The 22,920-nt window shown below is 63.5% G+C and carries 17 protein-coding genes; 9 read left to right on the forward strand and 8 right to left on the reverse strand.

Features of this window, described 5'->3' with window-relative positions; genetic code table 11:
- The first annotated feature begins 350 nt into the window (after nt 1–350).
- On the forward strand, nt 351–1,400 hold the full coding sequence (locus LVJ94_01320; GenBank protein ID WXB05903.1) for a beta-lactamase family protein: 1,050 nt from the start codon (nt 351–353) through the stop codon (nt 1,398–1,400).
- A 184-nt stretch (nt 1,401–1,584) separates the two neighbouring features.
- Here the strand turns inward: LVJ94_01320 and LVJ94_01325 are convergent, their stop codons facing one another.
- The 5 genes from LVJ94_01325 to LVJ94_01345 all read right to left on the reverse strand — a co-directional run bounded on the left by LVJ94_01325 (nt 1,585) and on the right by LVJ94_01345 (nt 7,187).
- A complete protein-coding gene (locus tag LVJ94_01325) occupies nt 1,585–2,253 on the reverse strand; it encodes a hypothetical protein (GenBank protein WXB05904.1) in 669 nt (222 codons plus the stop codon).
- Nucleotides 2,250–4,877 carry a HAMP domain-containing histidine kinase gene (locus LVJ94_01330; GenBank protein WXB05905.1) on the reverse strand — a complete coding sequence of 876 codons (2,628 nt, stop codon included), beginning with the start codon at nt 4,875–4,877 and terminating at the stop codon, nt 2,250–2,252. Before LVJ94_01330 ends, LVJ94_01325 begins: the two co-directional genes overlap by 4 nt.
- A 19-nt stretch (nt 4,878–4,896) precedes the next feature.
- Nucleotides 4,897–5,784, reverse strand: a complete 888-nt coding sequence (locus LVJ94_01335) for a hypothetical protein (protein ID WXB05906.1) — start codon at nt 5,782–5,784, stop codon at nt 4,897–4,899.
- Complete coding sequence (locus LVJ94_01340; protein ID WXB05907.1) at nt 5,759–6,322, reverse strand: hypothetical protein; 564 nt, start codon at nt 6,320–6,322, stop codon at nt 5,759–5,761. Before LVJ94_01340 ends, LVJ94_01335 begins: the two co-directional genes overlap by 26 nt.
- Nucleotides 6,323–6,719: 397 nt before the next feature.
- The gene (locus LVJ94_01345; protein WXB05908.1) at nt 6,720–7,187 is read right to left on the reverse strand and encodes an acyl-CoA thioesterase; all 468 of its coding nucleotides are present in this window, start codon (nt 7,185–7,187) and stop codon (nt 6,720–6,722) included.
- A gap of 149 nt (nt 7,188–7,336) precedes the next feature.
- Between LVJ94_01345 and LVJ94_01350 the strand changes: the two genes are divergently transcribed.
- Nucleotides 7,337–8,722: a sigma-54 dependent transcriptional regulator gene (locus tag LVJ94_01350; GenBank protein WXB05909.1), complete on the forward strand. Its 1,386-nt coding sequence runs from the start codon at nt 7,337–7,339 to the stop codon at nt 8,720–8,722.
- 288 nt (nt 8,723–9,010) lie between these two features.
- On the opposite strand, the gene LVJ94_01355 is transcribed toward LVJ94_01350, so the two are convergent.
- The gene (locus tag LVJ94_01355; protein WXB05910.1) at nt 9,011–11,644 is read right to left on the reverse strand and encodes an ATP-binding protein; all 2,634 of its coding nucleotides are present in this window, start codon (nt 11,642–11,644) and stop codon (nt 9,011–9,013) included.
- A gap of 496 nt (nt 11,645–12,140) precedes the next feature.
- On the opposite strand from LVJ94_01355, the gene LVJ94_01360 reads away from it, so the two are divergent.
- From LVJ94_01360 to LVJ94_01370, 3 genes are all read left to right on the forward strand, one after another.
- Nucleotides 12,141–13,529, forward strand: coding sequence for a sigma-54 dependent transcriptional regulator (locus tag LVJ94_01360; GenBank protein ID WXB05911.1), 1,389 nt, complete (start codon nt 12,141–12,143; stop codon nt 13,527–13,529).
- A gap of 377 nt (nt 13,530–13,906) precedes the next feature.
- Nucleotides 13,907–14,638, forward strand: coding sequence for a trypsin-like serine protease (locus tag LVJ94_01365; GenBank protein ID WXB05912.1), 732 nt, complete (start codon nt 13,907–13,909; stop codon nt 14,636–14,638).
- A gap of 48 nt (nt 14,639–14,686) precedes the next feature.
- A complete protein-coding gene (locus LVJ94_01370; protein WXB05913.1) occupies nt 14,687–16,261 on the forward strand; it encodes a hypothetical protein in 1,575 nt (524 codons plus the stop codon).
- Between the two features lie 4 nt (nt 16,262–16,265).
- Here the strand turns inward: LVJ94_01370 and LVJ94_01375 are convergent, their stop codons facing one another.
- Nucleotides 16,266–16,628 (reverse strand): helix-turn-helix transcriptional regulator, encoded by a 363-nt coding sequence (locus LVJ94_01375; GenBank protein ID WXB05914.1) that lies wholly within the window; start codon nt 16,626–16,628, stop codon nt 16,266–16,268.
- 38 nt (nt 16,629–16,666) lie between these two features.
- On the opposite strand from LVJ94_01375, the gene LVJ94_01380 reads away from it, so the two are divergent.
- From LVJ94_01380 to LVJ94_01395, 4 genes are all read left to right on the forward strand, one after another.
- Entirely contained in the window at nt 16,667–17,098 is a 432-nt protein-coding gene (locus LVJ94_01380; GenBank protein WXB05915.1) for an EamA family transporter, read from the forward strand.
- A gap of 71 nt (nt 17,099–17,169) precedes the next feature.
- Nucleotides 17,170–17,751: a carboxymuconolactone decarboxylase family protein gene (locus LVJ94_01385; protein WXB05916.1), complete on the forward strand. Its 582-nt coding sequence runs from the start codon at nt 17,170–17,172 to the stop codon at nt 17,749–17,751.
- A 636-nt stretch (nt 17,752–18,387) separates the two neighbouring features.
- Nucleotides 18,388–18,726: a hypothetical protein gene (locus LVJ94_01390; GenBank protein ID WXB05917.1), complete on the forward strand. Its 339-nt coding sequence runs from the start codon at nt 18,388–18,390 to the stop codon at nt 18,724–18,726.
- A gap of 139 nt (nt 18,727–18,865) precedes the next feature.
- Nucleotides 18,866–22,048: a glycoside hydrolase family 78 protein gene (locus tag LVJ94_01395; protein WXB05918.1), complete on the forward strand. Its 3,183-nt coding sequence runs from the start codon at nt 18,866–18,868 to the stop codon at nt 22,046–22,048.
- On the opposite strand, the gene LVJ94_01400 is transcribed toward LVJ94_01395, so the two are convergent.
- Nucleotides 22,029–22,886, reverse strand: a complete 858-nt coding sequence (locus LVJ94_01400; protein WXB05919.1) for a DUF4239 domain-containing protein — start codon at nt 22,884–22,886, stop codon at nt 22,029–22,031. The genes LVJ94_01395 and LVJ94_01400 overlap by 20 nt on opposite strands.
- Nucleotides 22,887–22,920 lie beyond the last annotated feature (34 nt).

Below are 22,920 nucleotides of genomic sequence, written 5' to 3' on the forward strand. Positions count from 1 at the left end.
TCTCTATTTTCGTCTCAGCCAGAATGCGGACGCCTTCTGTGGCGTTATGCCTCTTTTTCCCGTCAATCCTGCAACGAGTGCAAAGTCTATCGCGTTATGAAAATAGGAGATAAATCCACTTACCAGCTGGACCACCCTCTAATGCTCGATCCGGCACGCCCAAGGCGGCCGGAGTGCGTGGTACCCCGACATTCCATGCAAGCCGTACCGAATCACGGCATAGTGCCGCCATGGCCATTCAGGGCATTCAGGACATACGGGGGTGGTGCGATCCAAAGTTCGAACGAATTCGCGACGCGTTTGCCCTTAACTTCGAACGCGGGGTGGAACCGGGGGGTGCCGCTGTCTCCGTGACTGTCCATGGTCGTCCGGTGGTCGATCTCCATGCCGGATTCATCGATCGCGGGCGCACCCGACCGTGGCAGAAAGATACATTGATCAACCTTGCTTCGACGTCGAAAGCCATCCTGGCCATCTGTGTCCTGCGTCTCGTCGATCGAGGTGCCCTCGAACTCGATGCGCCGGTCGCCCGCTATTGGCCGGAGTTCGCGCGCGCGGGCAAAGAAAGCCTCACCGTGCGCGACGTTCTTTCCCATCGCGCGGGACTCCCCGCCGTGCGCGCGAAGCTCTCGCCGGAGGCCCTTTACGACTGGACGGCGATGACCGCGGCGTTGGCCGCGGAGGAGCCGTGGTGGCCGCCTGGGACGCAGCACGGCTACCATGCGATGACCATTGGGTGGCTCGCGGGAGAGCTCGTACGGCGCGTCTCTGGACGGACCGTGGGGCGATATCTTCGAGAGGAACTCGCGTTGCCATTCGATCTCGATCTGCATATCGGCTTGGGACCGCATGAAGAGGCGCGCACCGCCGACGTGCGCGCCACGCGGCCCGAGCCCGGTCGAACGACCTTCGTCGAAACCGTGATGAGCGAGCCTGACTCGATGTCAGGTTGGGCATTTCTCAATCCCGTTTTGTGCTTGACGCCGCAAGTTTTGAATTCGCATGCATGGCGTACAACGGAGTTGCCATTTGCCAATGCCCACGGCACGGCATCATCGCTCGCGCACCTCTATGGTGCGCTCGCGCACCCGACTGGGAAGCACGGCAACGTGCTCTCCCCGTCGATCGTGGATGCTGCGCGCACCGAGCATGCCTTCGGCTACGATCCCGTGTTGCGTGAAGTCACGCGCTACGGCATCGGTTTCATGCTCCCGCACGAGGGGCTCGCGTGCAGTCCCAATCCACGGGCCTTTGGGCATCCGGGGGCGGGAGGGTATTTGGCGTTCGCCGATCCCGAGGCCTCGCTGGGGTTTGCGTATGTGACGAGCAAGATGAGCGCGCACACGTTGCTCGACCCGCGCGCCGCCCGCCTCAGCGAGGCAACCTATGCGTGTCTCTAGAAGAGATTGAACAGGGAGGGGGGAGGCGGGGAGGGATACGGCACAAATCCCACCGCGCACCGAGGCTGGTTTGGGTTTTCAGTTGGCTCACGAAGCCAACTGAAACCTAAAAAAAGCCTTGGCATGCGGTGGGATTCGCGTTGTCTCCCTCCCCGCCTCCCCCCCTCCCTGTTCAATCTTCTGGTTAGGGCGCGGGGGGAATGCGCACGCTGAGCGTGCGGGTATGCCCGTCCGCTTCGTCGGTGACGCGGTGGCCGTGGGCGCGCATGATGCGCTTGGCCAAAACGACGTCGGTGCTGGCCCGGCCCGCCACGGCGGAGGACCACATGTCGCCGACGAAGAGGATCCTTCCATCGTCATCGACGGCGGTCGGGTCGGCATGAACGACGATGTCGATGGTGATGGCCGCATGCGTCATGGCGTCGGTTCGGGCGGTGACTAGAATTTCTCCCGAAGAACCCACCACACGGGCACACGCCCGAAGCAGCGGTATGAGGCCGTGTGGGACGTACGAATCGTCCACCACGATCTGAGCGTCCTCGGGGACCTCGATCGCGTAACGGCATTCGCTGGCCGATGCCGCTTCGCGCAGCGCTTCACCCAGCGAGCGCGGTCGCAGTGTACCTGGGCGGGGCTTCACCCGCCTTAGCGACCGGACGAGTGAGAGGAGCCGGCCGACCTCCTCGGCGGCGATGGATACATGCTCCTCGTCGGGCGTGGCGCCGCGTGCCACGCGTTCGATGAAGCCGTCGAGGAATGCCACGGGCGCTGCGAGCTCGTGCACGACGTCGTCGGCCCATGCTGCGCCGACGAGAAGGGGATCGGGACCATCCGAGGGAAAGTGTCCTGTCATTGCGTGTTCGCCCTGAAATCTCCTGCGTCTTTGGTCGTTGCGGTACTCGTGCGCACGCTCGCGATCATCCCTTGAAGCAATGACCAAGAGGGTAGCCCCCCTTTCTCGATGACGCGATCGAAGATCCCATCGACGTCCACGTCCTCCAAGATGCCCGAGGAGCTCACGAAAATGGGAAGGTCCGGCCGCCGGCGCCTCACTTGGAGGGCAAGTTTGGACCCACACTCCTCTCGGTTCGAAAATCGATAGTCGGTGACCACGGCCTGGAGCCGGTCGAGCAGCTCGGGCTCCTGCTCGAGGGCCGCCCAGAAGGCCACAGGCGACCGGTAGTAGCGGACGATTGCGTCCTCTCCGATGGCCGCGCGCCATGCCAAGTAGATGGCCCGCGAGTCATCGACCAGCGCGAGCTCGCTTCGCCGGCTCGGCGGAGGTTGTGGGACCGACGCCGGAGGCTCCGGCGCCGATGACACCGCGAGCTCGCGGCTATGCGTCGGCAGCCCTGGGCGCACGATCCGAGTCCGCTGCGGCGCGATGGGCAAGGTCACACGGAACTCGACCCCCTCCGCCACGTTCGCGCAGTCGATTTCGCCGCCGTGGGCCAGAATCACCCGCTGCGCGATGGCCAGACCGAGACCGGTTCCCCCGGGTTTGCCCGCCGAATGGAACGCCTCGAAGATGCGGCCCATTTGATCCTCGGCAATGGCCGGGCCCGAGTTGCCGATGCGCAGCTCGCAAAAGCCTTCCTCCCGCGCGGGTGCGAGCACCACCCAGATGAAGCCAATGCCGTGCATGGCCTCGACGGCGTTGGAGATCACATTGGAAAGGGCGCGTCGCATGCGAATGGGATCGACTGCGAGATGCAAGTCTCCTTCCACCCCGTCGTAGCGGAGTTCGATGTTGCAATCGGGGCGTGGCGCGAACACATCGCGGAGGCTCTCGGTGATCAGCTCCTCGAGGGGGGTAGGGGACGGTGTGGGGTAGTCGCCGATGTTCATCGTGTCGGCGATCAGGTTGTCCACGTCGCGCGTGGCGCGCTCGACCTCGGGAAGAAGGGTGCGCACGACGTCTTTCGCTTCGTCGTACGTGCCGATCTTGCCGAGCGACTGGAGGCCGATCCGCAAAAGCTGGAAGGGACGCCTGACGTCGTGGGCGAGCATCTGCGTGGTGCGGGTGATGGCGACCGCCCGGGCGTTGCGGTCGTTTTCGGCCTTGAGGGCCAGCATGTCGCGGATGTTATGCTCCAGTATCGCCAGAGCGGGCGCGACCGATGCGAAGAGCTTGTCCACCGCCGGAATGCGCTCCTCGCCGATGCCCGTCAGCACCAGGTAGCGCGTGCCGATGCGGATCTGCGGGAGGTTCTCCGAGAACCTCGCCGGCGATGGGCGGATCTCTCCACTGAGGCAGTCGAGGTGGCGGCGCAGCAGATCGAACGCGCGGTCCTCGAAGGCGCGAAGACCTCCGGACAGGGCGGCCGGCATGGCGCTCACCAGGTCGAGCAGCAGTTTGCCCAACGTAACGGGCACGTGCGTCCGCAGGCTGACGCCGAAGAACTGGGTGTCGGGCACGAACGTCTCGTGGCGTTCGGCCATTTGGAGGATCTTCCGATCGATCTTTTGCCAGGTCTGAAAGGAGCGCGTGAGCTCGCGGTGCCGGATGGCCCGCAGGATGTAGCTCTTGGCGTCGGCGAATTTTCCCGTGGACAACGTGACGAGGGCGGCGGCGCGGAAGAAGGCGGAATCGACGACGTGCCCCACGTCGGGGCGTAGGGTCTCGTGCCGCGCGATGACCGTGGCGAGCTCCTTCTCGACGAGGTGCCCATAGCCTCGCAAGGCGAGAGGAACGAGCGGCATGATTTCCGCAATGGGTCGGTAGCGAAGGAGCTGCCCTCTCTCATGCAACTCCAGAAAGAGCGTCGATACGACCTCCGCGCGGGCATGGTTGCCCGAATACGCGGCCGCATAGAGCGAGCTCACGAGGAAGAGCGTTTGGTAATACGGATCGGACGGCAACAGCGACTGCGCGTGGTGGGTGACCGTCTCGATGTGCTTCAAGCGCGCGCTGACGAGAACGGTGTAAAGAAATGTTGCCACGACCACGTTTTCGCCAAAGCGGGTTTTCCCGCGGCGCTGCACGCGCGAGGCGGCGCGATGAAAGAAAAACTTGGCAATGGGATATCCGAAAAACGGCCAACCCCACAGGGCCAGCGTGTGGCCTACGTTGTAAAACACGAGCCCGTAGATGCCCGAGCTCGGGGACCAAACGCCAAGCAAGAACAGCCGCCAGAGCGAGAGCATCGCCGCGCGGTGGCTCACGAAATACATCGAGTGAAAGCGCGCGTACTCGTACACGAGCATCGCGAGGCGATCTTTCGCCAGCAAGGACGGGGCCACCTCGGGCAGGCTCCGTCCGAGCTTCACGGTCATCAGCGCATGCTCGGCGATCAGAAGGGGAGGCGCGTCCGCCCCGCGTTCCGCGTAGCCCGCCAGGAGCTTGCCCCCTTGCTCCCAGGCCGCAAAAAGCTCCCCCGACCAATGCAGCTCGAGGAGATCGCCCACGTCGGTGGGGACCAGTCCTTTGCGGCGCAACGCCACGATGTCGCGATCGAAATACGAGCTATCGAGCATATGCCTTCGTAGGCGATCTTCAGGAGATCGTGCGAAGTGCGTCCCTCCAGCCAGCGGCGATTCGTTCGGAGTCTCGAATGACCGGATGCTCGGGCGAGCCGCACAAGTTCAATGCTTGAAACGCGCCGCTGGACCAGCATCCAATATTTGCCGATGCGGGCGTCGCAGGGGACGCCACGAGCGACAGACTCAGAGGGTGGACCAGATTATCGGCCCATGGAATTCGGCGCGTGTCCCCCATGGCACTGAACGAGAATAAGGCGGACGAACGCAAGAGACCAGGCCTGCGAATGGCAAGTGCAGCGACCCGATCGGCCTGGGAGCGTAGGTGATGGACCCACGTGTCGCGGGGACCTGCGGAGAGCCGGGCCGCCGCTGCGCCCGACATCTCCACGAGGACGAGGCTATTTCCCGTATAAGAATCGCGTTCGATGGCCTCCGTCGAATCGCGTGATGTGCATATCGCAACAGGGCCTTCTCGAAGGGCGGGCGCGCGTTCGAGGATTTCGCCGAGCACGCGCTGGGCGACCGTCCGCTCGTCGTGACGCACCTCGATGCGTTCGACGTAAACGCGAAATGCATATCCATCGATGACCCCCGATAGGCTGTGATCGCCTTCGGTGCGCGTGACATTCTCGTGGACCTTGGTATCGATTCGAGAGAGTAGGTACATGCCCGCAAATGCATCCAGCACGGAGTGCGAAGCGCGAACCTCGAGCACGTCCGTACCGTGCGCGTTGTCGCGTTCGGACGCACGCACGACCCTGCATGCGGCACCGATGCGCGCGCATTCGTCGGCGAGCGCTTCGGGCACATCGGTCATACCGTTCACGCGCAGCGTGAAAACGGCACACGATTTGGCGAGGGACTCACCGAACGGATTAACCGACCGAAAGAGTGGCTGCATGGTACCTCCGGGTGAATTCGAGTTTGCAGCGTGCGACCCTGGCCAAAGTCAGCCATGCCAAGCGCGTCCGGCCCTCACTTTCGCGTACCGTATGTTCAGTGAGGTCTTCTGCGCGAACGTCGTAGTTGGCTTTCACGAATTCGGCGATGCGCGCGGGGGCGAACGATTCGACGAAGATGCCTTTCACCTCGGCGGCCACGCGTTCGAAGGTCTCGGGCGCGATGGCGCCTTCTTCACGAATCAATGTTCGTAAGTATCCGTAAGAGAACTGTACGTGGCGCATTTCGTCATCCCAGAGGGCGTGTTCGCCCTCCGACGTGGCGCTTTTTACGGCACGAGCGCGGTACTCGAGCGCCCCCAGGCTGAATCCCTCGAGCAGCGATTGAATGACGAAAACCTCGAGTGTCACGCTGTTCAACGAGCCCACGTACGCCGCGAGCGCCTCGTCGTAGCGCGTGCCGCGATAGGCGTCGGCGCCGAGCCATCGTTCGTAGATCCGACAATGCGCTTCTTCATCCGCCAGTTGGCGCTTGATCATTCCGGCAAATGCGCCATATCCACCTACGCGATCCACCAAGGATCGCAGAAGTCCCACCCCGCACTTTTCGCCAACGTACGATTCGTGAAGCAAGAAGAGCCATTCGATCTCGGGATCCGTACCAGGGAGCAAGCGAGAGGAAAGCTCGACGGGTTGGCGGGAATAGAACGACGTTGGCTTCGTTTCTGCGCCGACGTGTATGGCGCGCGTGAGGGGCGTGAGTCCCGAGAGGCGGCCGCGCGGTGCGCGGGAAGCGTGAGAAACGCGAGGGGAGGAACTAGACAGCGTCAGTTCGGACGGCCGCGTACCAGCGCCGCGAAGGGTGGTGCCGTGTGAGGAACTCATGGTAGATGTTTCCAAGTGGGGGGAAGTGCCAAGGGAGCGAATGACGAAGAAGTCAACATGCGGTTGCCCCAAGCCGCTGGTCCTCGAGATGGTGTGTCACCGGCAGGATGTCGTCCTCGAACAAGCGGGCCACCACGTCCTTCAACCACGGGGTCGGGCGCCGGGTCTCTTTGGACATGCAGACAAGCTCGAATTCGCAGGTCGCCGCGATCTTCCCGTTGGCCTTTCGGATCTCGCTCCGCACCGTGGAATCCAACTTCCCCAGGCTGACCACCCACGAGACGATCTCCAGCTCTTCGTCGGCGAAGATCGGAATGAGAAACTCCTGCGTGACGCGCCGGATGTAAAAGACGATGGGCCAGCTCGCGATCGTGGCGTAGTCGTAACCCATCTCGTCGCGGAACGCGGTCCAGCGGTGTTCGAGGAAGAGCGGAAGGTAGTTCGTCGCGCTCAGATGTCCAAACGGATCGAGGTGATTGAACGACACGCGGTGATGGGTGCGAAATTTTCGAGGTGTCATTGGATCGTGCCCGTCCTTTCGCCAATGTTGCGCCCGTATTTGGGGGCGTCCGTATCTTCGATGTTCCGATATCGGCGAAAGTTCGCCGAGGCTTATAATGAGAATGAATTGGAGCTGCCCCGCGAGAGCGTGCTAGCAGGAAAAGAACAATGAGAATCCTCGTCGTAGACGACGACCGTGCGACCCGAAGGCAACTCGTCTACATCGTCAAAGAACTGCCCGACTTGGAAGTGCATGAAGCGGGCTCGCAGGCCGAAGCCAACGCTTTGCTGGAGCGCCACACCATCGACATCGCGCTCATCGATCTTCGCTTGAACGCGGCCGATCCGGACAACCGCGACGGTCTCTCCCTCGTGCGCGAGGTGCGAGCGCGCGCCGCCACGCCCATCGTGGTGAGCGGTTCCGACGGCATGCACGACGTGCGGGAGGCCATGCGCTTTGGTGCGCACGATTACATTTTGAAAGAGGAGCTCAGCTCCGACTTCGTCTTGCCGATCCTCAAGAGCCTCTGTAGCCAGCGGCAGCTCGAAAAAGAGGTGATCACGCTCCGTTCGAAGCGTTACCCGCCGCCCACCGACTCGCTGATCGGCCCCTCCGCCGCCATGCAGCGCCTGCGCGAGATCCTGCAGCGGGTGTCCGTTTCCGACCGGCCCGTGTTGGTCACCGGCCCCACGGGGTCGGGCAAGGAGCTCGCCGTGCGTGCCATTCATGCACTCGGCGGCCACCCGGATCAGCCCTTTCTCGATTTGAATTGCGGCGCCTTTCCCGAGTCGCTCATCGAGTCGCAGCTTTTCGGCCACGAGCGCGGCGCCTTCACTGGGGCCGATCGCAAGCAGGAGGGCTTCTTCGCCGCCGTCCGCCAGGGAACCTTGTTCCTCGACGAGATTGCCGAACTGCCCCTCGAACTTCAGGCCAAGTTGCTGCGCGTTCTCGAGACGAGGACCTACCGTCCCGTCGGGGCCTCGCAGGCTCGCACCTTCGAGGGCCGCGTCGTCGCCGCCACACATGCGGATTTGGAAGAGCGTGTTGCGAAGGGGCAATTCCGAGAAGATCTCTTTTATCGCCTCAATGTGCTCGAGGTCACCGTCCCCTCGCTCGACGAGCGTCGAGAAGACATCCCGTCCTTGGTTGCCCACTTCGCGGCCAAGCAACCGCGGCCCCTCGAGTTCACGGCCACGGCCGTCGAGATCCTCACCAATGCCTCGTGGCCCGGCAACGTTCGCCAGCTGCGCAATTTGGTCGATCGACTCGCCGTCTTCACCGAGTCGCGGGTCACACCCGAGTTGATTGCCTCGCTCCCCGGCCGCAGCAAATTGAAGGAAGCGGCTCCCCTGTCGGAGCTCGTTCGTGCGGTGCTGCGCCTGCCCGATGTCGACAAGATGCAGCTCATGACCAATGCCCTGGTCGACGAGGCGATGCGACTCTCCGAGAACAACAAGACCGCCGCCGCGCGTCTTTTGGGCGTGCACCGCAAGGTGGTGGAGCGCTACGTTTCCCGAGCCGAATACGCGAACGGCGTCGACGCCGACGATTGAGATCGCGTTGCGCATCGTGCGGATTGTTTTTGCACTCGCGGTGCCATGGCCATTGTGGCGTCATCGGAGGCGTTGGAAAAGTCTTGAAACGTCGAAACTGCGGATCGCGTTCGATGAGGTGCGGACGGGATCGTCCGCGCGCGTGGACGATCCCGTCCGCACGCGTCCACGCAGCCTTCTGCAGGCGTGCCGCGATGTCAGCGGGTGTGCCGATGCGGGCGCGGTTCTAGGCCTTTTCAAGCCTCTACCGTGCATGCCGTAAGTTGGATATTTCAATTATCTATTAAATCAATTCGAAGTAATCCGGAGACCGTCGCCGGCCTTGCCGTTCGGTACTCTCGGGTGTTCGCCGCTGTGCTCGACCCAGGTTGCGCGCACACCGGCCACGATTCGTTCGAGACGCGGCCACGAGAGGCCGCCCTTTTCGAGGACGGCGTCGAAGATGCCGTCCACATCGACATCCTCCAGGATGCCCGAAGAGCTCACCAGAATCGGCAAATCGGGGCGTCGGAGTCGGAGCCTCTCCGCCAACTTGGAGCCGCAGTCCTCGCGGTCGGAAAAGCGGAAGTCGGTGATGACCGCGTACAGTCGCTCGAGGAGGCCCGGCTCGCCATCGATGGCCTCCCAAAAGGCAGCCGGCGAACGGAAGTAGTGAACCTCGGCGTGGCCGCCGATGCCCGTGCGCCACGCGAGGTGAATGGCCCGAGAATCGTCGACGACGGCGATCTCTCGGGGAGGCGCTTTGCGTGTCGGTCCCGGCGCGGCCGCGGCCACGGTGAGTTCGTGGCAGTGCGAGGGCATGCGCCCGGGACGCATGGCGCGGTGTCGGGGCTGCGCAGCGGGGAGCGTCAGTCGAAATTCGACTCCATGGGCCACGTTCGCGCACCCGATGGTGCCGCCGTGCGCGACGACCACGCGGTGCGCGATGGCCAGACCGAGGCCCGTGCCGCCGGGCTTACCCGAGGAGTAGAATGCATCGAAGATGCGGGCCAATTGCTCTTCGTCGAGGGGCGGCCCGGAGTTGCCAATTCGCAACTCGTGGAAGCCGTCGTCGCCGGCGGGGGTGAGCGCGAACCAGATGATGCCAGCGCCCCGCATCGCTTCGACGGCATTGCCGATCACGTTGGAAAGGGCCCGCCGCATCCGAACGGGGTCAACGGCCAAATGCACACCGTCCTCGACCCCGTCGTAGCGAAGTTCGATTTCGCAGTCCATGCGCACCGCGAATACGTCGCGAAGGCTCCCCGTGACCAGCTCGTCGACGGGGGTGGGGACGGGCTTCGGGCCATGGCTCATCCGCATCGTATCCTCGATGAGATGATCGACGTCCTGGCTGGCGCGCTGGACCTCCGGCAAGAGTGTGCGCACGACCTCCAGTGCCTCGCCCTGCGTGCGCACCGCGGCGAGCGATTCGAGGCCGATACGGAGCAGTTGGAATGGGCGCCGAACGTCATGAGCGAGCATCTGCGTCGTGCGATGGATGGTGCCGGCGTGTGTGTCTCCGTCGGTGCGGGCCTCGACCGACAGCATCTGCTCGATGTTGTGCTCGAGAATCGCAAGCACGGGCGCGACGGCGGCGAAGATCCTGTCCACGGTGCGTGCCCGCTTTCGACCCAGGCCATAGGCGACGACGAATCTCTTTCCTACGCGGATCTGCGGGACCGTTTCGGAGAAGCTCGCCGGGCTCGTGCGGATTTCGGCGAAGGGGCAATCGAGATGGCGGCGCAGCAACGCGAAGACGCGTTCCTCGAAGGCCTTCACTCCGCCCGGGAGCGATGCTGGCGTCGCACTGACGATGTCACAGAGGAGCTTGCCGAGCGACGTTGGGACCGTGGTCTCGAGTTGGATGCCGAAGAAATGCGCGGTATCCGGGGTGAACGTCTCATGGCCCTCGGCCATGTCGAGAATGCGTTGGTCGAGCCTTTCCCACCGGTGAAACGATTTTGTGAGCCGGCGGTGTCGGATGGCGCGCGTGATGTAGATCTTGGCATTGCCAAACCTTCCCGCGGAAAGGGAGATGAGCGCGGCCGTACGAAAGAAGGGGTTGTGGACCGCGTGGCCCACGTCGACCTCGCGTGCCTCGTGGCGTGCGACCACGGTCGAAAGAGCACCGTCGACCAGGTGCCCGTAGCCACGAAGGGCCATGGGAAGGAGGGGCAAGATTTCCGCAAGCGGCTGGTAGCGATAGAGAAGCTTGGCTTCCGCATGCGCGAGGAATTGTGCCGACACGACCTCGGTGCGTGCCTGGTTGCCAGAATATGCGGCCGTGTAGAGCGAGCACACGAGAAACATGGTCTGGTAAAACGGATCGCGCGGCAAAAGTGACTGTGTCTCGAGCGTCACCGAATCGAGCATTCTCAACCGAGCGGCGGCCAGCACGGTGTAGAGAAATGTTGCGAGGACGAAGTTGTCGGAGAACCTCGTTTTCCCCCGTGAGGCCACGCGCTGCGCCGTCCGACGAAAGAAGAATCGAGCGACCGGAAAGCCGATTCGTACCCAGCCGCGCACAGCGAGGAGATGGGTGAAGCCGAAGACGGCGAGCCCGAGGAGACCCGACGTGGGGGCTCGCAATCCAAGAACGAACAGTCGCACGAGCGAAACAAGCGCGGCATCTTGGTTCACGCGCACCGAGAGGAAGCGTGCATACTCGTGCACCACCCAAGAGAGCCAATGGCGTCCGAGCATGGACCGTTTCACGTCCGGTAGGCTTCGCCCTAGCTTTACCGTCATGAGCGCATGCTCGGCGACGAGAAGCGGCGGCGGTGTGCCTTCCCATTGTGCGAGAAGCTTGTTTGCCAATTCGCAGGCGGCGAGAAGCTCCCCCGACCAATGCAGCTCGAGGACACGCACGAGCTCGTCGGGCAAGCCTCGTTGAGCGCGCACCGCGACGATATCGCGATTGAAATAGAAAGTATGGAGCATTACGAGCTCATTTCTGCGCGAAATGGGCGGAGCTAAGGGACCGTCCGTTCGTTGTGGCGCATTCGGGTGCTTGCATTTTGGCTGACCGTTTGTGCGGTGCGATGGGGTGCGAGCGCGAAGAATGCAAAGATGTTTTGGACGTAATGCGTTGAGCGGAAGGAATGGAATACGAAATAAACCGACCGGAAGTCATCGAAATAAGACGTCCGTTCGTTCCTCGCGTCGGCGTGTCCAAACGGATTGCAGTGCAGAGTCGAGAGATGATGGTGGTCCAAAGTTTCCCAGGACTCATTTGTGTTCACCCCACCGTAATTTGCCTCGCGTAACCAGGTGTGACGTGCCCACGCAAGCGGGTCAAGAGACGCAACGAGGGGGCTGAATTTTTTCGATGATAGACGACTGCAAAATGGACCGCGATGCGTATACTGCATCGCGGTCGACGCTTGGTTCGATATGCGCCGAAGAGCGCGCCAAACGGTGTAGCCGGGACAAAATCATGAGAATGCTCGTCGTAGATGACGACTGCGCAACGAGGCGTCAGCTCGTTTACATCGCCAAGGAGCTGCCCGAGCTCGATGTGCTCGAAGCTGCTTCGCAGGGCGACGCTCATGCGTTGCTGGAGCGTCAGAGTATCGACATCGCGCTGATCGATTTGCGTCTCGACGCGGCCGATCCCGACAATCGCGATGGCCTCGCCCTCGTGCGGGAAGTCCGCGCGCGAGCGGCCACGCCCATCGTGATCAGCGGATCGGACGGTATGCACGACGTCCGTCAAGCGATGCGATTCGGCGCGTACGACTATCTCCTCAAGGAGGAGCTCAGCTCCGACTTGGTGCTCCCCATCCTCCGCCGGCTTTGCAACCAGCGGGTGCTCGAGAAGGAAGTCATCACGCTGCGTTCGAAGCGCTTTCCGTCGCCAATGGACTCGCTGATCGGGCCATCGGCCGCCATGCAGCGGCTGCGCGACGTTCTGCAGCGTGTCTCCGTGTCGGACAGGCCGGTGCTCGTCACGGGGCCCACGGGCGCGGGCAAGGAGCTCGCCGTTCGCGCCATCCACGCCCTCGGGAGCCACCCCGACGAACCGTTTCTCGATTTGAACTGTGGGGCCTTTCCCGAGTCGCTCATCGAGTCGCAACTCTTCGGCCACGAGCGAGGTGCGTTTACCGGCGCCGATCGCAGGCAGCAGGGCTTCTTCACGGCGGTGGGCCGGGGCACGCTGTTCCTCGACGAGATTGCCGAATTGCCGCTCGAGCTGCAAGCAAAGTTGCTGCGCGTGCTCGAGACGAAGACCTACCGGCCCGTCGGGGCATCGCAGGCGCGCGTCTTCGAGGGGCGCGTCGTGGCCGCGACCCACGCGGATCTGGAGGAGCGCGTCGCGCGCGGCTTGTTCCGCGAGGACCTGTTCTATCGACTCAACGTCCTCGAGGTGACCATCCCCGCGCTCGACGAGCGCCGCGACGACATTCCCGCGCTCGTCGCACATTTCAACGCGAAGCAAACGCGGCCCCTGGAATTCACCGTCGCGGCGGTCGAGATGCTCCGCGAGGCGCCCTGGCCCGGCAACGTGCGCCAGCTTCGAAACGTCGTCGACCGGCTCGCCGTGTTCACCGAATCGGAGGTGACGCCGGAGCTGATCGCGTCCCTTTCTGGCCGCAGCAAGCAGAAGGAAGGCGCCACCCTCTCGGGACTGATCCGCGCCGTTCTCCGGATGCCAGATACGGACAAACTGCAGCTCATGACCTACGCACTCGTCGATGAAGCGATGCGGCTGTCGGAGGGCAACAAGACCGCGGCCGCCCGGCTCCTCGGCGTTCACCGCAAAGTGGTCGAACGATGCCTCTCGCGCACCGAGGCCCCGAGTTCGCAACCCGCCGCGCAAGAGTGACGTCACTCCACGAAGAGAAGAAGAGGGAACCGCCAGGGCGCCAGGGTCGCCAGTGGTTCCGACGGAAACGGCAATAAACCAAATGAGGGTTTATCGTTGATTTATCTGGCGACCCTGGCGTCCTGGCGGTTTCCTTCTTCCTTTTCGAGAATGGGGTCATGTGGCCTGGTGGGGTCGCTTTCGCAAGTGACGGAGTGAAGGTTGCTGCGAATTGTTTTCATAAATTGGGGTTCCGTTCGGCACGAGTACGACGCGAGTGTTTCGGATGAGTGGTTCTTTGCGGCGCGCCCCTAGCGTGTGTGCCCCGCGGAGGCGCTTGCGAGCATCGCGTCGAACTCTCATTCCAAGACGCCCGACGGGTGTCCGAGGAGGAATCCATGAAGCGCTTTCTGTTTTTGGCGATGGTAGTTGCCGCAGCAACGGGATGCAGTGCGCAAGCTGCAGACAATGACGTGGTGGGCGAAGCAAGCAGCGAAATCATTGGTGGGACGTTGGACAATGGCGATCCGTCGGTCGTCTACATCGTCATGGATGGCAAATACGGTTGCTCGGGGTCGGTGATCAGCAGCACCGTGGTTCTCACGGCGGCCCACTGCCTTGCCGGTTTCAGCTCGTTCGAAGTGCGCACCGGCACGAAGGCGGGATCGAGTCCCACGTCGAAGCTGGCCGTCAAGGAAGTGCACGCGCACCCCTCGTACGACCCCAATGGGGCCGCCGATCAAAAATACGACATTGGGGTCATCGTTCTCTCGAACGCGACCTCCCTTTCGCCGCTCACCATCGGCCGCACCGCGCTCACCAACTCCGCCGTCGGCAAGGACGTCCGCCTCGTGGGCTACGGCTGGAACGACGGTGTGTCGAAGTCGGGCGGCGGCGTCAAACGCGAGATCACCGTGGCCGTCAAGGAGCTGAAGTCGGACGACTTCTCCGTCGGCGAATACGGCCGCACGTCGTGCCACGGCGATTCGGGAGGCCCCGCCTTCCTCGACGGCAAGATCGTCGGCGTGACCTCGTACGGATACGACTACCCGTGGGAAGCCTGCATCGACTCGGGCTTCTACACGCGCGTCGACCTCTATACGAGCTTCATCGACCAGTACACGCGCTGAACGGGCGACACCGGGGCCGAAGGCGCACCCGCGTGCTACAGATCCGGGATGAGCCCGGCCCCGAACCTTTCTCGCGATCGAGCGCGCATCGGGCGCAGCTTCGCCGCCGTGAGCATTCCCGCGTTGGCTTTGCTTCCGTTCGCCGCGTACATGGCCTTCTTCATCCCGCGCGCGGCGCACGTGCGCTCGCCATTCGACGTGGCCGTCGGCGCGCTCATCTTCGTCATTTTCTTCCTTCCCGTGGCGCGTCTTGCGGTTCGAATCTTGCGCTCCCACACGTGGGACAAGGAGATGTCGCCCAAACGCGTCTTCGCCAGGACCGTGCCACTTTACGCGATGGTCCTGTTCTTCCCCGTGGGCAACCTGGTGATGCACATCGAGACCGCGCTCGGCGCGGAGAGCGCGTCGTCATGGCTCGCGGTGGTGCCATTGGCGGTGCTGACCGTGGCATGCGCATGGCCGATTTACACGGCCGCCCGCGTTCTGGCGACGCAGGCGGTGGCCGCGGTGGACGAGGCCCTTTTGGGATCGGCGGTGTCGCTCTGCGTGATGGCGGGTTTCACGCGGCTCTCGTCGGAGGCCGCGCATTTCCACGCCGCGGCGCTTCCCGTTGGTTTGGCCATGCACGTGCTGGCGCTTGGATTCGCCATCATGGCGCTCGTGGCTGCGTGGCGGCGTTGGCATTGGGCGAGAACCGTCTTTCGCGCGGGCGGCACGTCGTGGGGTATCGCCCCGTACCAGCCCACCGTGCATGGTCGGGTTGCACCATTGGATGTCACGACGGATGCCTCCGCGGCCGACGCGGTCATCGTGCGCTACACCGACGATGCGGGGGCACCGTACCGTTCGCGGGAAGCCGCCGCCGTCGCGGTGGCGCGCACCTGGCTGGACGAGGCGCGCACCCTGCGTCCGCTCGCGCGGCGAAGGGGGCTGGCCATCGCCGTGGCGGCGATGGCGCTGATGGCCACGCCATTTCTGGCGACGCGGTCGCCGCGCGTGTTGCACGTCCCGACGGCCGTGGCGGTGCACAACCCCGCCGAGGACATGCGCGCCACACATCCTGCATTTTACCTGGGCTTTCCGCGTCAATGCACTCGGCAGGACCCGATTTATTTCATTCCGATGGGGCACCAAGCGGGTTTCGATATTCAGGATTTGGCCAATCGCTATGCGGCGTCGTACCACCGCCCCTTTCTTGTGCTGAGGCACCGCGAAATGCCCCGCGGGACGTACGGCGAAGCCCGTGGACAATGGGACGGGGAGAAGGTCCTCGCCAGTCTGGTTCCCGAGGTGGGGACCATCGCACCGAAGGGCGCTACCCTCATCGTGCTCACCTCGGACGATCTGTACCTCGGCAGCGTCGATTGGCGATTTGCCTTCGGGACCCGTGGCCCGCCCAACATGGCCATCGTCTCCAGCGCGCGCATGCGCCTCGAGCTGCCTGGCATCGTCGATGCCGACCAGATCGACGCCATTGCCGATTACCGGTTTCGAAAGATGATTACGCGAAACCTCGGTTTCGTCTATTGCAACTTGCAAAACACCTTCCGGCCCAAGAGCATCCTCTACTTCCGGAACATGGGACAGCCCGATCTCGACGAGATGGACGAGTCGGTGTGGTGACGCCCTATCGAGTGCTCTTCTTGGCAGCGCCCCGGCTCCAAGCATGGGTAGCCCACTCGGTGAGCGGCACGAGCGCGGTTCGCAAGCCGATGCCGGCCTCGGTCAGGCGGTAGCCCTCGTCGTCCGAGAGCTCGATGATGCCGGACTCGCGCAGTTCCTTGAGTCGAACATTGAGAACGGTGGGGGATACATCGTCGCACCGTTCGCGCAGCGCGCGGAAGGTGGCTGGCGCCTCGCGCAGCTCCCAGAGCACACGCAAGGTCCACCTTCGCCCTAGCAGGTCGAGCAGGGCCATGATGGGGCGTCCGGTGCGCGACCCACGAACGGGCACGCCGGGACGGGGTGTTTTCGTGCGCGCGCCAGCCATGGCTACAAAAAGAGTAGCACGCCGGTTACACTCGCCGAGTGGAAATCGTCCTCCTCACCCTGGCGTGCGCCGTCTTCTATTCGATCTTCGCCATCTTCGCAGGCCTCGCCGGCGGCAAAATCGACGATTGGCTCGCATCGGTCATGTACAACGGCATCGGCACCGTCGTGCCCCTCGCCGTGTACTGGGCGTCGTCGAGCCGCGGCAAGACGACTTGGCGCGGCGTTCTGCTCGCGGGCATTGCGGGGATCGGCATCATGCTCTTCTCCGTCGTGCTGGCGCGCATCTACACGCGGGGGGGCAATCTTTCGTTCGTCGTTCCTGCATTGTATGGCGGCGCCATCGTATTGAGCTCCGCCTTCGGTTGGCTGGTGCTGAAGGAGCGGGTTAGCAGCCTCCAGGCTGCGGGCCTCGCCTTCGTCGTAGCGGGCATTGCTTGCATCGTCGTATCCAAGCTACAAAAAGTGTAGCGCATGCCTTGACCCGGGTGCGCTGCGCGGCCACGATGCTACTAAATACGTAGCAAAAGAGAGGTGTGCCAATGACCGCACGAATCGCCCCGCTCATGCCGCCCTACAGCCCCGAAGTACGAACGTCGCTGGAGAAATGGATGCCCCCCGGCGCCGCTGTCGAGCCCCTCGTGCTCTTCCGCACCGTGGCGCGCTATCCCCTTTTGAGCGACCGCATGCGCGGTCTCGGTGCCGTTTTTCTAGGCCGCGGCCTTCTCCCAAAGAGGGTTCGCGAGCTTCTCATTTTGAGAACCTGCGCCCGCTGCCAAGCCGAATACGAATGGGGCGTCCACGTCACCGCCTTCGCCACCTCCGTCGGCCTCGACCCCGAGGCCGTTGCCTCCACCTTGCGCCCCGCCTCCGGCGAAGGCCTGGACACCGCTGTACTGCGCTTCGCCGACGAACTCCACGACACCGGCACCGTGTCCGACGCAACATGGGAGACCCTGGCCTCGCAATTCGAGCCCAACGCGATGCTCGAAATGCTCTCCATGGTCGGCTTCTACCACGCCATCTCCTTCATCGCGAACGCCACGCGCCTCCCCCTGGAACCATGGGCCGCACGCATGCCTGCGGAAGGAGAGCCGTCGACGCCGAGCAACGGCGGAGCGTAGCCAGTTCACTCATAGTACTTCGTCTCAGGGGAATGGAACGGTTGGCGTTTCCTACCAGCTGAACGATCTTGTCGAACCGCCAAGACGCCAAGATTCAGGGGGGCGTGAACGAGAGCGTTCCGCAGCGCTCCCGGTGGGCGCATCGCCCCCGGACAAAGTGCGGCAAGAGAACTGTAAGGCAAAATACCCTTGAAGAAGTCCATGGAGTGCTCCCCGTCGCGATGATGCGCGTTGTTCGTAGTGTGAAGACCCTCGTTTCGGGCCTCGACCGGTCTACGCGCTGCTTCGTTTTCGTCTTCCCATCGAATCGCTATTTGTTAATGCGAGCGACGCCATTGCTATCGCATTACGCGCCCAATCGTCCGCAATGTCGAAGAAACAGGGGTGGAGGCAATTCACCCGCAGCGATGCCGGGGCGACGCCGTCAAGACGTCGGACGTCGAATGTCGTCTGCTCCGGTGTTCGGATTGCAATCGTTCCTTGGAATGCGTTCGGCGCGATTTCGGCGTCCATCCTGCGCGATGGTCGGCCCCCGCGGACGAGGTGGCGTCCGATGCGCATCGGTGCGAACATCGGCGCGTGGACGATGAGCTCGAAATTCTCCAGCGTCGCAGGCTTCGCAAGGTCAAGGTGCGCATGATCCTCGCGATACTCGCGGGCGCCGTGGTGCTCGGCACGGGCATCTACGTGAAGTTCGTGCGGCCGAAGTCGCCGCTCGGTGGGCCATGCCGCTGGGGGATGGACTGCTCGGCGGATGCGCCGGCGTGCATGCGGGAGTCGATGGAAGGGGGAGGGGTGTGCAGCCATCCGTGCGACCCCGGTGTCGATTGTGCGGCGGGCATCAAGTGCATCAGCATCGAACTCGACGAACGGGACGATCGCGGGCTGCCCAAGAAGGCGGGGTACTGCTTCCCTCAGGAATTCATCGACGCGAAGAAGGCGCAGCATCGTCGCGATGCGGGCGCCCATCGTTGACGCGGCGCAGAACGCTCCTGGTACGACAAAGCTGAAATCGCATCTTCTTCTTGCCGAGGCGTTTCCTCGGTTTTATATGGACTTGATACGTTTCAATTTTTGACGAGACGTAGCCGAGCCAACCCAGAGGGAGACAGCGATGAAGACGAGATCTCTTCGCGTTGCGGGTACCGTGATCATCGGCCTATCGATCGGCATCGCCTGCGCGCCGACGAGCGGCCCGCCGGCTTCGATCGACGACGATGCGCTCTCCACGAGCGCACTTCGCATCGCACGGTTGCGTGCGGAGTACCGCGTGAACCCTTTGGGCATCGACGTCGAGCGCCCACGGCTCGATTGGCAGCTCGCATCCGACGCGCTCGGAAAACGTCAAACCGCGTACCGCATTGTCGTCGCCAGCAGCCTCGAAGTCCTCGCGCGCGGCCGGGGGGATCTCTGGGACAGCGGCAAGGTCGTCTCCGACGAAACGAGCCAAATTTCCTATGGTGGCGCGCCATTGGCCTCACGCCAGCGCGCATTCTGGAAGGTCCGCGCCTGGGACGAAAATGGCAACGCCACGCCGTGGAGCGAGCCCGCATGGTGGGAACGTGGCCTTGCCGCGGCCGATTGGCAAGCGCAGTGGATCGCCTCCTCCTCGCCCGTGCCGACGTTGACATCCGCCCAATGGATCTGGTTCCCCGAAGGCGATCCCACCTCCACGGCGCCGGCCGCCGAACGCTTCTTCCGAAAGACCTTCACCCTGCCCGCGGGCACCCATGTCACGTCGGCGACGTGCATGCTCACCGTGGACGACGAGTTCGAACTCTTCGTCAATGGAACGAGCCTAGGCTACGAGAAGCGTTGGAACGATGTGAAACGTTTCAATATCGCAAAATATCTAACATCGGGTGCCAACGTTCTCGCGGTCCGCGCCATCAACACCTCGCAAAGCCCTGCAGGCCTCATTGCCCGTGCGGACATCGCCTTCACCACCGACGATGCCACCGCCTCCAGCATCACCTTCTCCAGCGACCCGACCTGGAGAACCTCCGCATCGCTTTCCCCCGGCTGGCCATCCACCACCTACGACGACTCGGCTTGGCCTGTCTCGAAGGCCCTCGCTGCCTACGGCGGTGGCCCGTGGGGCAAGCCCAAGGCCGGCTCTGCCCCGGGGTACCTGCGCACGCATTTCCGGGCGGCGAAAGCCAAACGCGCGCGCGTCTACGCCACCGCCCTCGGCCTCTACGAACTGTGGCTCAATGGCCAAAAGGTCGGCAACGAGTACCTTACCCCCGGCTTCACCGATTACCGCAAGCGCCTCCAAGTCCAGACCTACGACGTCACCGCACTTCTCGCGGAGGGCGACAACGCCCTCGGTGCCGTCATCGCCGACGGCTGGTACAACGGCAAAGTCGGTTTCCTCGGTCGTGGCGACCATTTCGGCGCCGGCCCGAACCGCGCCCTCGTTCAACTCGAACTCGAGCGCGACGACGGCACGCGCACCGTCGTCACCAGCAATGGCACGTGGAAGTCCCACGAGGGGCCCGGCTTTGCGGCGGATTTGCTCGATGGTGAAACCTACGACGCCCGCAACGAGCTCGATGGCTGGTCCACCGCCGCCTACGATGACAGCTCGTGGCCGACCGCCCAGCTCGTCCCCAACGACGGCTCCACGCGCGCCCTCGTGGCCGACGTTACCGCCGGCGTGCGCGCGACGCAGGAGCTCACCCCCGTCTCCGTCCAGGAGATCCGACCCGGCGTCTTCCTCTTCGACCTCGGGCAAAACATGGTGGGCCGGGCGCGCCTTCGCGTGCAGGGCCGCCGCGGGAGCACGCTCCAACTCCGCTTTGGCGAGGTGCTCGACCCCGACGGAACGCTGTACACCGACAACCTGCGCGGTGCCAAAGCCACGGACGTCTACACCTTGCGCGGAGGTGCCGCGGAGACCTTCGAGCCGCACTTCACCACCCACGGTTTCCGCTACGTCGAGCTATCGGGCGACACCGCGGCGCTCGTCGAAAGGCCCACCCTCGGGACCGTCACCGGCGTGGTCCTGCACTCGGACATGACCCCGGCCGGCACCTTCGAAACCTCCGCCGCGATCCTCAACCGCCTGCAGAGCAACATCGTCTGGGGCCAGCGCGGAAACTTCGTCTCCGTGCCCACGGATTGCCCGCAGCGCGATGAGCGGCTCGGCTGGATGGGCGATGCGCAAGTCTTCGTCAGGACGGCGGCCTTCAACATGGATGTCGCGAGCTTCTTCACCAAGTGGACGCGCGACGTGGACGATGGCCAATCGCCCGCCGGCGCCTTTCCCGATGTCGCGCCGAACCCCAACTTCAACGTGGGTAGCCCCGCATGGGGCGATGCCGGCGTGATCGTACCCTGGACGATGTACCTCGCGTACGGTGACACTCGCGCGCTCGGCGAGCACTATCCGGCCATGGCCCGATGGGTCGACTACATCCGAAACGCCAATCCCCATTTCCTCTGGCGCCATCAGCGCTCCAACGATTACGGCGATTGGCTCTCCATCGACGCCGACACCGACAAGGAAGTCCTGGCCACCGCCTTTTACGCCCATAGCGCCGACCTGGTCGCCCGCACGGCCCGCGTCCTCGGCAAAACCACCGAGGCCGATGCCTATGCGGCGCTTTTCACCTCGATCAAAGATGCCTTCAATCGGGCCTACGTCACGGCCGATGGGACCATTCGCAGCAACACGCAGACGGCCTATGCCCTGGCCCTTCGCTTCGAGCTTCTCCCGGAGAACCTTCGCGCCGCGGCGGCGAGCCATCTCATTGCGGACGTCGAAGCCCGTGGTCATCTCAGCACGGGATTCGTCGGCGTCGCGCACTTGCTGCCCGTCCTCACCGCCTATGGCCGCGTCGACCTCGCGTACCGACTCCTGAATACGGACACGTTTCCGTCGTGGCTCTATTCAATCAAAAAGGGCGCCACCACCATCTGGGAGCGCTGGGACGGCATCCGCCCCAATGGGCAATTCCAGGACCCGGGGATGAACTCGTTCAACCACTATTCCTTCGGCTCCGTCGGCGAGTGGATGTACGCGACCATCGCTGGCATCGAGCTCGACGAAGCCCACCCCGGCTACAAGCATTTCTTCGTGCGTCCGCGGCCCGGCGGCGGTCTCGATTCCGCCACCGGCAAGCTCGATACGCTTCACGGCACCATCGCGAGCCAATGGAACATCGCGGAAGGCGTCTTCACCCTGAACGTCACCGTTCCGGTCAACACCACGGCGACCGTGGTCGTTCCCTTCATCCAGAAGGAATACACCGTCGGTTCGGGGCGCTACGTCTTCACGGCACGGGTGCCGTAACCGGCTTCGACGTCCGATGGGCCGTCGGAGGGTTGCGAGGCTCGCGGTCCGTCGTCATCACGTCATCCAGCACGAGCTGGAAGGCATCCGGGGGGATGCTCAAGTCTCCCCGGAAGGGACGGTCCAATTCCAATGTGACGAACAGGAGAAATCCGATCAACGCGGACATGAGCCCGACCAGGGTCGCGTGCAATCGGATGCTCTTGCTGACGAATAGCCAGCAGACGGCGATGTTGAGGATGGCGCCCGCGTAGACCATGGCCCACACGGCGCCCGGGAGACTGCTGTTCGCGGCCTCGATGCGTTTGCGACGCAGCTCGTTCATTTCGTTGAGCTCTCGCTGCACCTCTGCAAAGAGAACCTGCTCGCGTGCGTTCTTGGGCTCGAAGGCGCCCAGGTGGTCGATGAAGCGCACGAGGACCTCCGTCGTTTCCTTCGGGGTCTCACCACGCTGCAGTGCGGGCCATGTCTTTTGGATGACGGCTTTCGTGTAGTCGCGCAAATCATCCCGAAGGTCCGTCCGCTCGGGTTCCGGGAATTGTGACAGGTCGCGGTAGAGCGACGCGGCCTTCGCCGCCTCGTCGGAAACGCCCTTTTGCACATCGGCGAAGCCCTGCCATGTGCCGACCGCGATCAACCCCAGGGTAATTCCGTAAAAGACACCAATGGCGGCCAAAAAATAGCTAACGAGCTCGTTTTTCTCACCCTCCGGAGCGAGGTGCCGCCGCACGAATCCGCGCGTCAGGAAGAGCCCTGCCACCCCGACGATGACCGTTGCCAACACCACGACGGTGCAGAACCAAGCGTCTGGAAGGGTATATATCCACAACAAGTCCATTTCGCGACCCCCGAGTAGTGAAATCGCAATACAC

It is taken from the genome of Sorangiineae bacterium MSr11367, from assembly GCA_037157805.1.
Taxonomy (GTDB): Bacteria; Myxococcota_A; Polyangia; order Polyangiales; family Polyangiaceae; genus Pendulispora; species Pendulispora rubella.

Bases quoted from the DNA above. Each gene is read 5' to 3' on its own strand.
- LVJ94_01385 (WXB05916.1), top strand. From the start codon at position 17,170: ATGACCGCACGAATCGCCCCGCTCATGCCGCCCTACAGCCCCGAAGTA.
- LVJ94_01350 (WXB05909.1), top strand. From the start codon at position 7,337: ATGAGAATCCTCGTCGTAGACGACGACCGTGCGACCCGAAGGCAACTC.
- LVJ94_01370 (WXB05913.1), top strand. From the start codon at position 14,687: ATGAGCCCGGCCCCGAACCTTTCTCGCGATCGAGCGCGCATCGGGCGC.
- LVJ94_01355 (WXB05910.1), bottom strand. From the start codon at position 11,644: ATGCTCCATACTTTCTATTTCAATCGCGATATCGTCGCGGTGCGCGCT.
- LVJ94_01360 (WXB05911.1), top strand. From the start codon at position 12,141: ATGAGAATGCTCGTCGTAGATGACGACTGCGCAACGAGGCGTCAGCTC.
- LVJ94_01340 (WXB05907.1), bottom strand. From the start codon at position 6,322: ATGATCAAGCGCCAACTGGCGGATGAAGAAGCGCATTGTCGGATCTAC.
- LVJ94_01400 (WXB05919.1), bottom strand. From the start codon at position 22,886: ATGGACTTGTTGTGGATATATACCCTTCCAGACGCTTGGTTCTGCACC.
- LVJ94_01335 (WXB05906.1), bottom strand. From the start codon at position 5,784: ATGCAGCCACTCTTTCGGTCGGTTAATCCGTTCGGTGAGTCCCTCGCC.
- LVJ94_01390 (WXB05917.1), top strand. From the start codon at position 18,388: ATGATCCTCGCGATACTCGCGGGCGCCGTGGTGCTCGGCACGGGCATC.
- LVJ94_01345 (WXB05908.1), bottom strand. From the start codon at position 7,187: ATGACACCTCGAAAATTTCGCACCCATCACCGCGTGTCGTTCAATCAC.
- LVJ94_01395 (WXB05918.1), top strand. From the start codon at position 18,866: ATGAAGACGAGATCTCTTCGCGTTGCGGGTACCGTGATCATCGGCCTA.
- LVJ94_01325 (WXB05904.1), bottom strand. From the start codon at position 2,253: ATGACAGGACACTTTCCCTCGGATGGTCCCGATCCCCTTCTCGTCGGC.
- LVJ94_01375 (WXB05914.1), bottom strand. From the start codon at position 16,628: ATGGCTGGCGCGCGCACGAAAACACCCCGTCCCGGCGTGCCCGTTCGT.
- LVJ94_01365 (WXB05912.1), top strand. From the start codon at position 13,907: ATGAAGCGCTTTCTGTTTTTGGCGATGGTAGTTGCCGCAGCAACGGGA.
- LVJ94_01330 (WXB05905.1), bottom strand. From the start codon at position 4,877: ATGCTCGATAGCTCGTATTTCGATCGCGACATCGTGGCGTTGCGCCGC.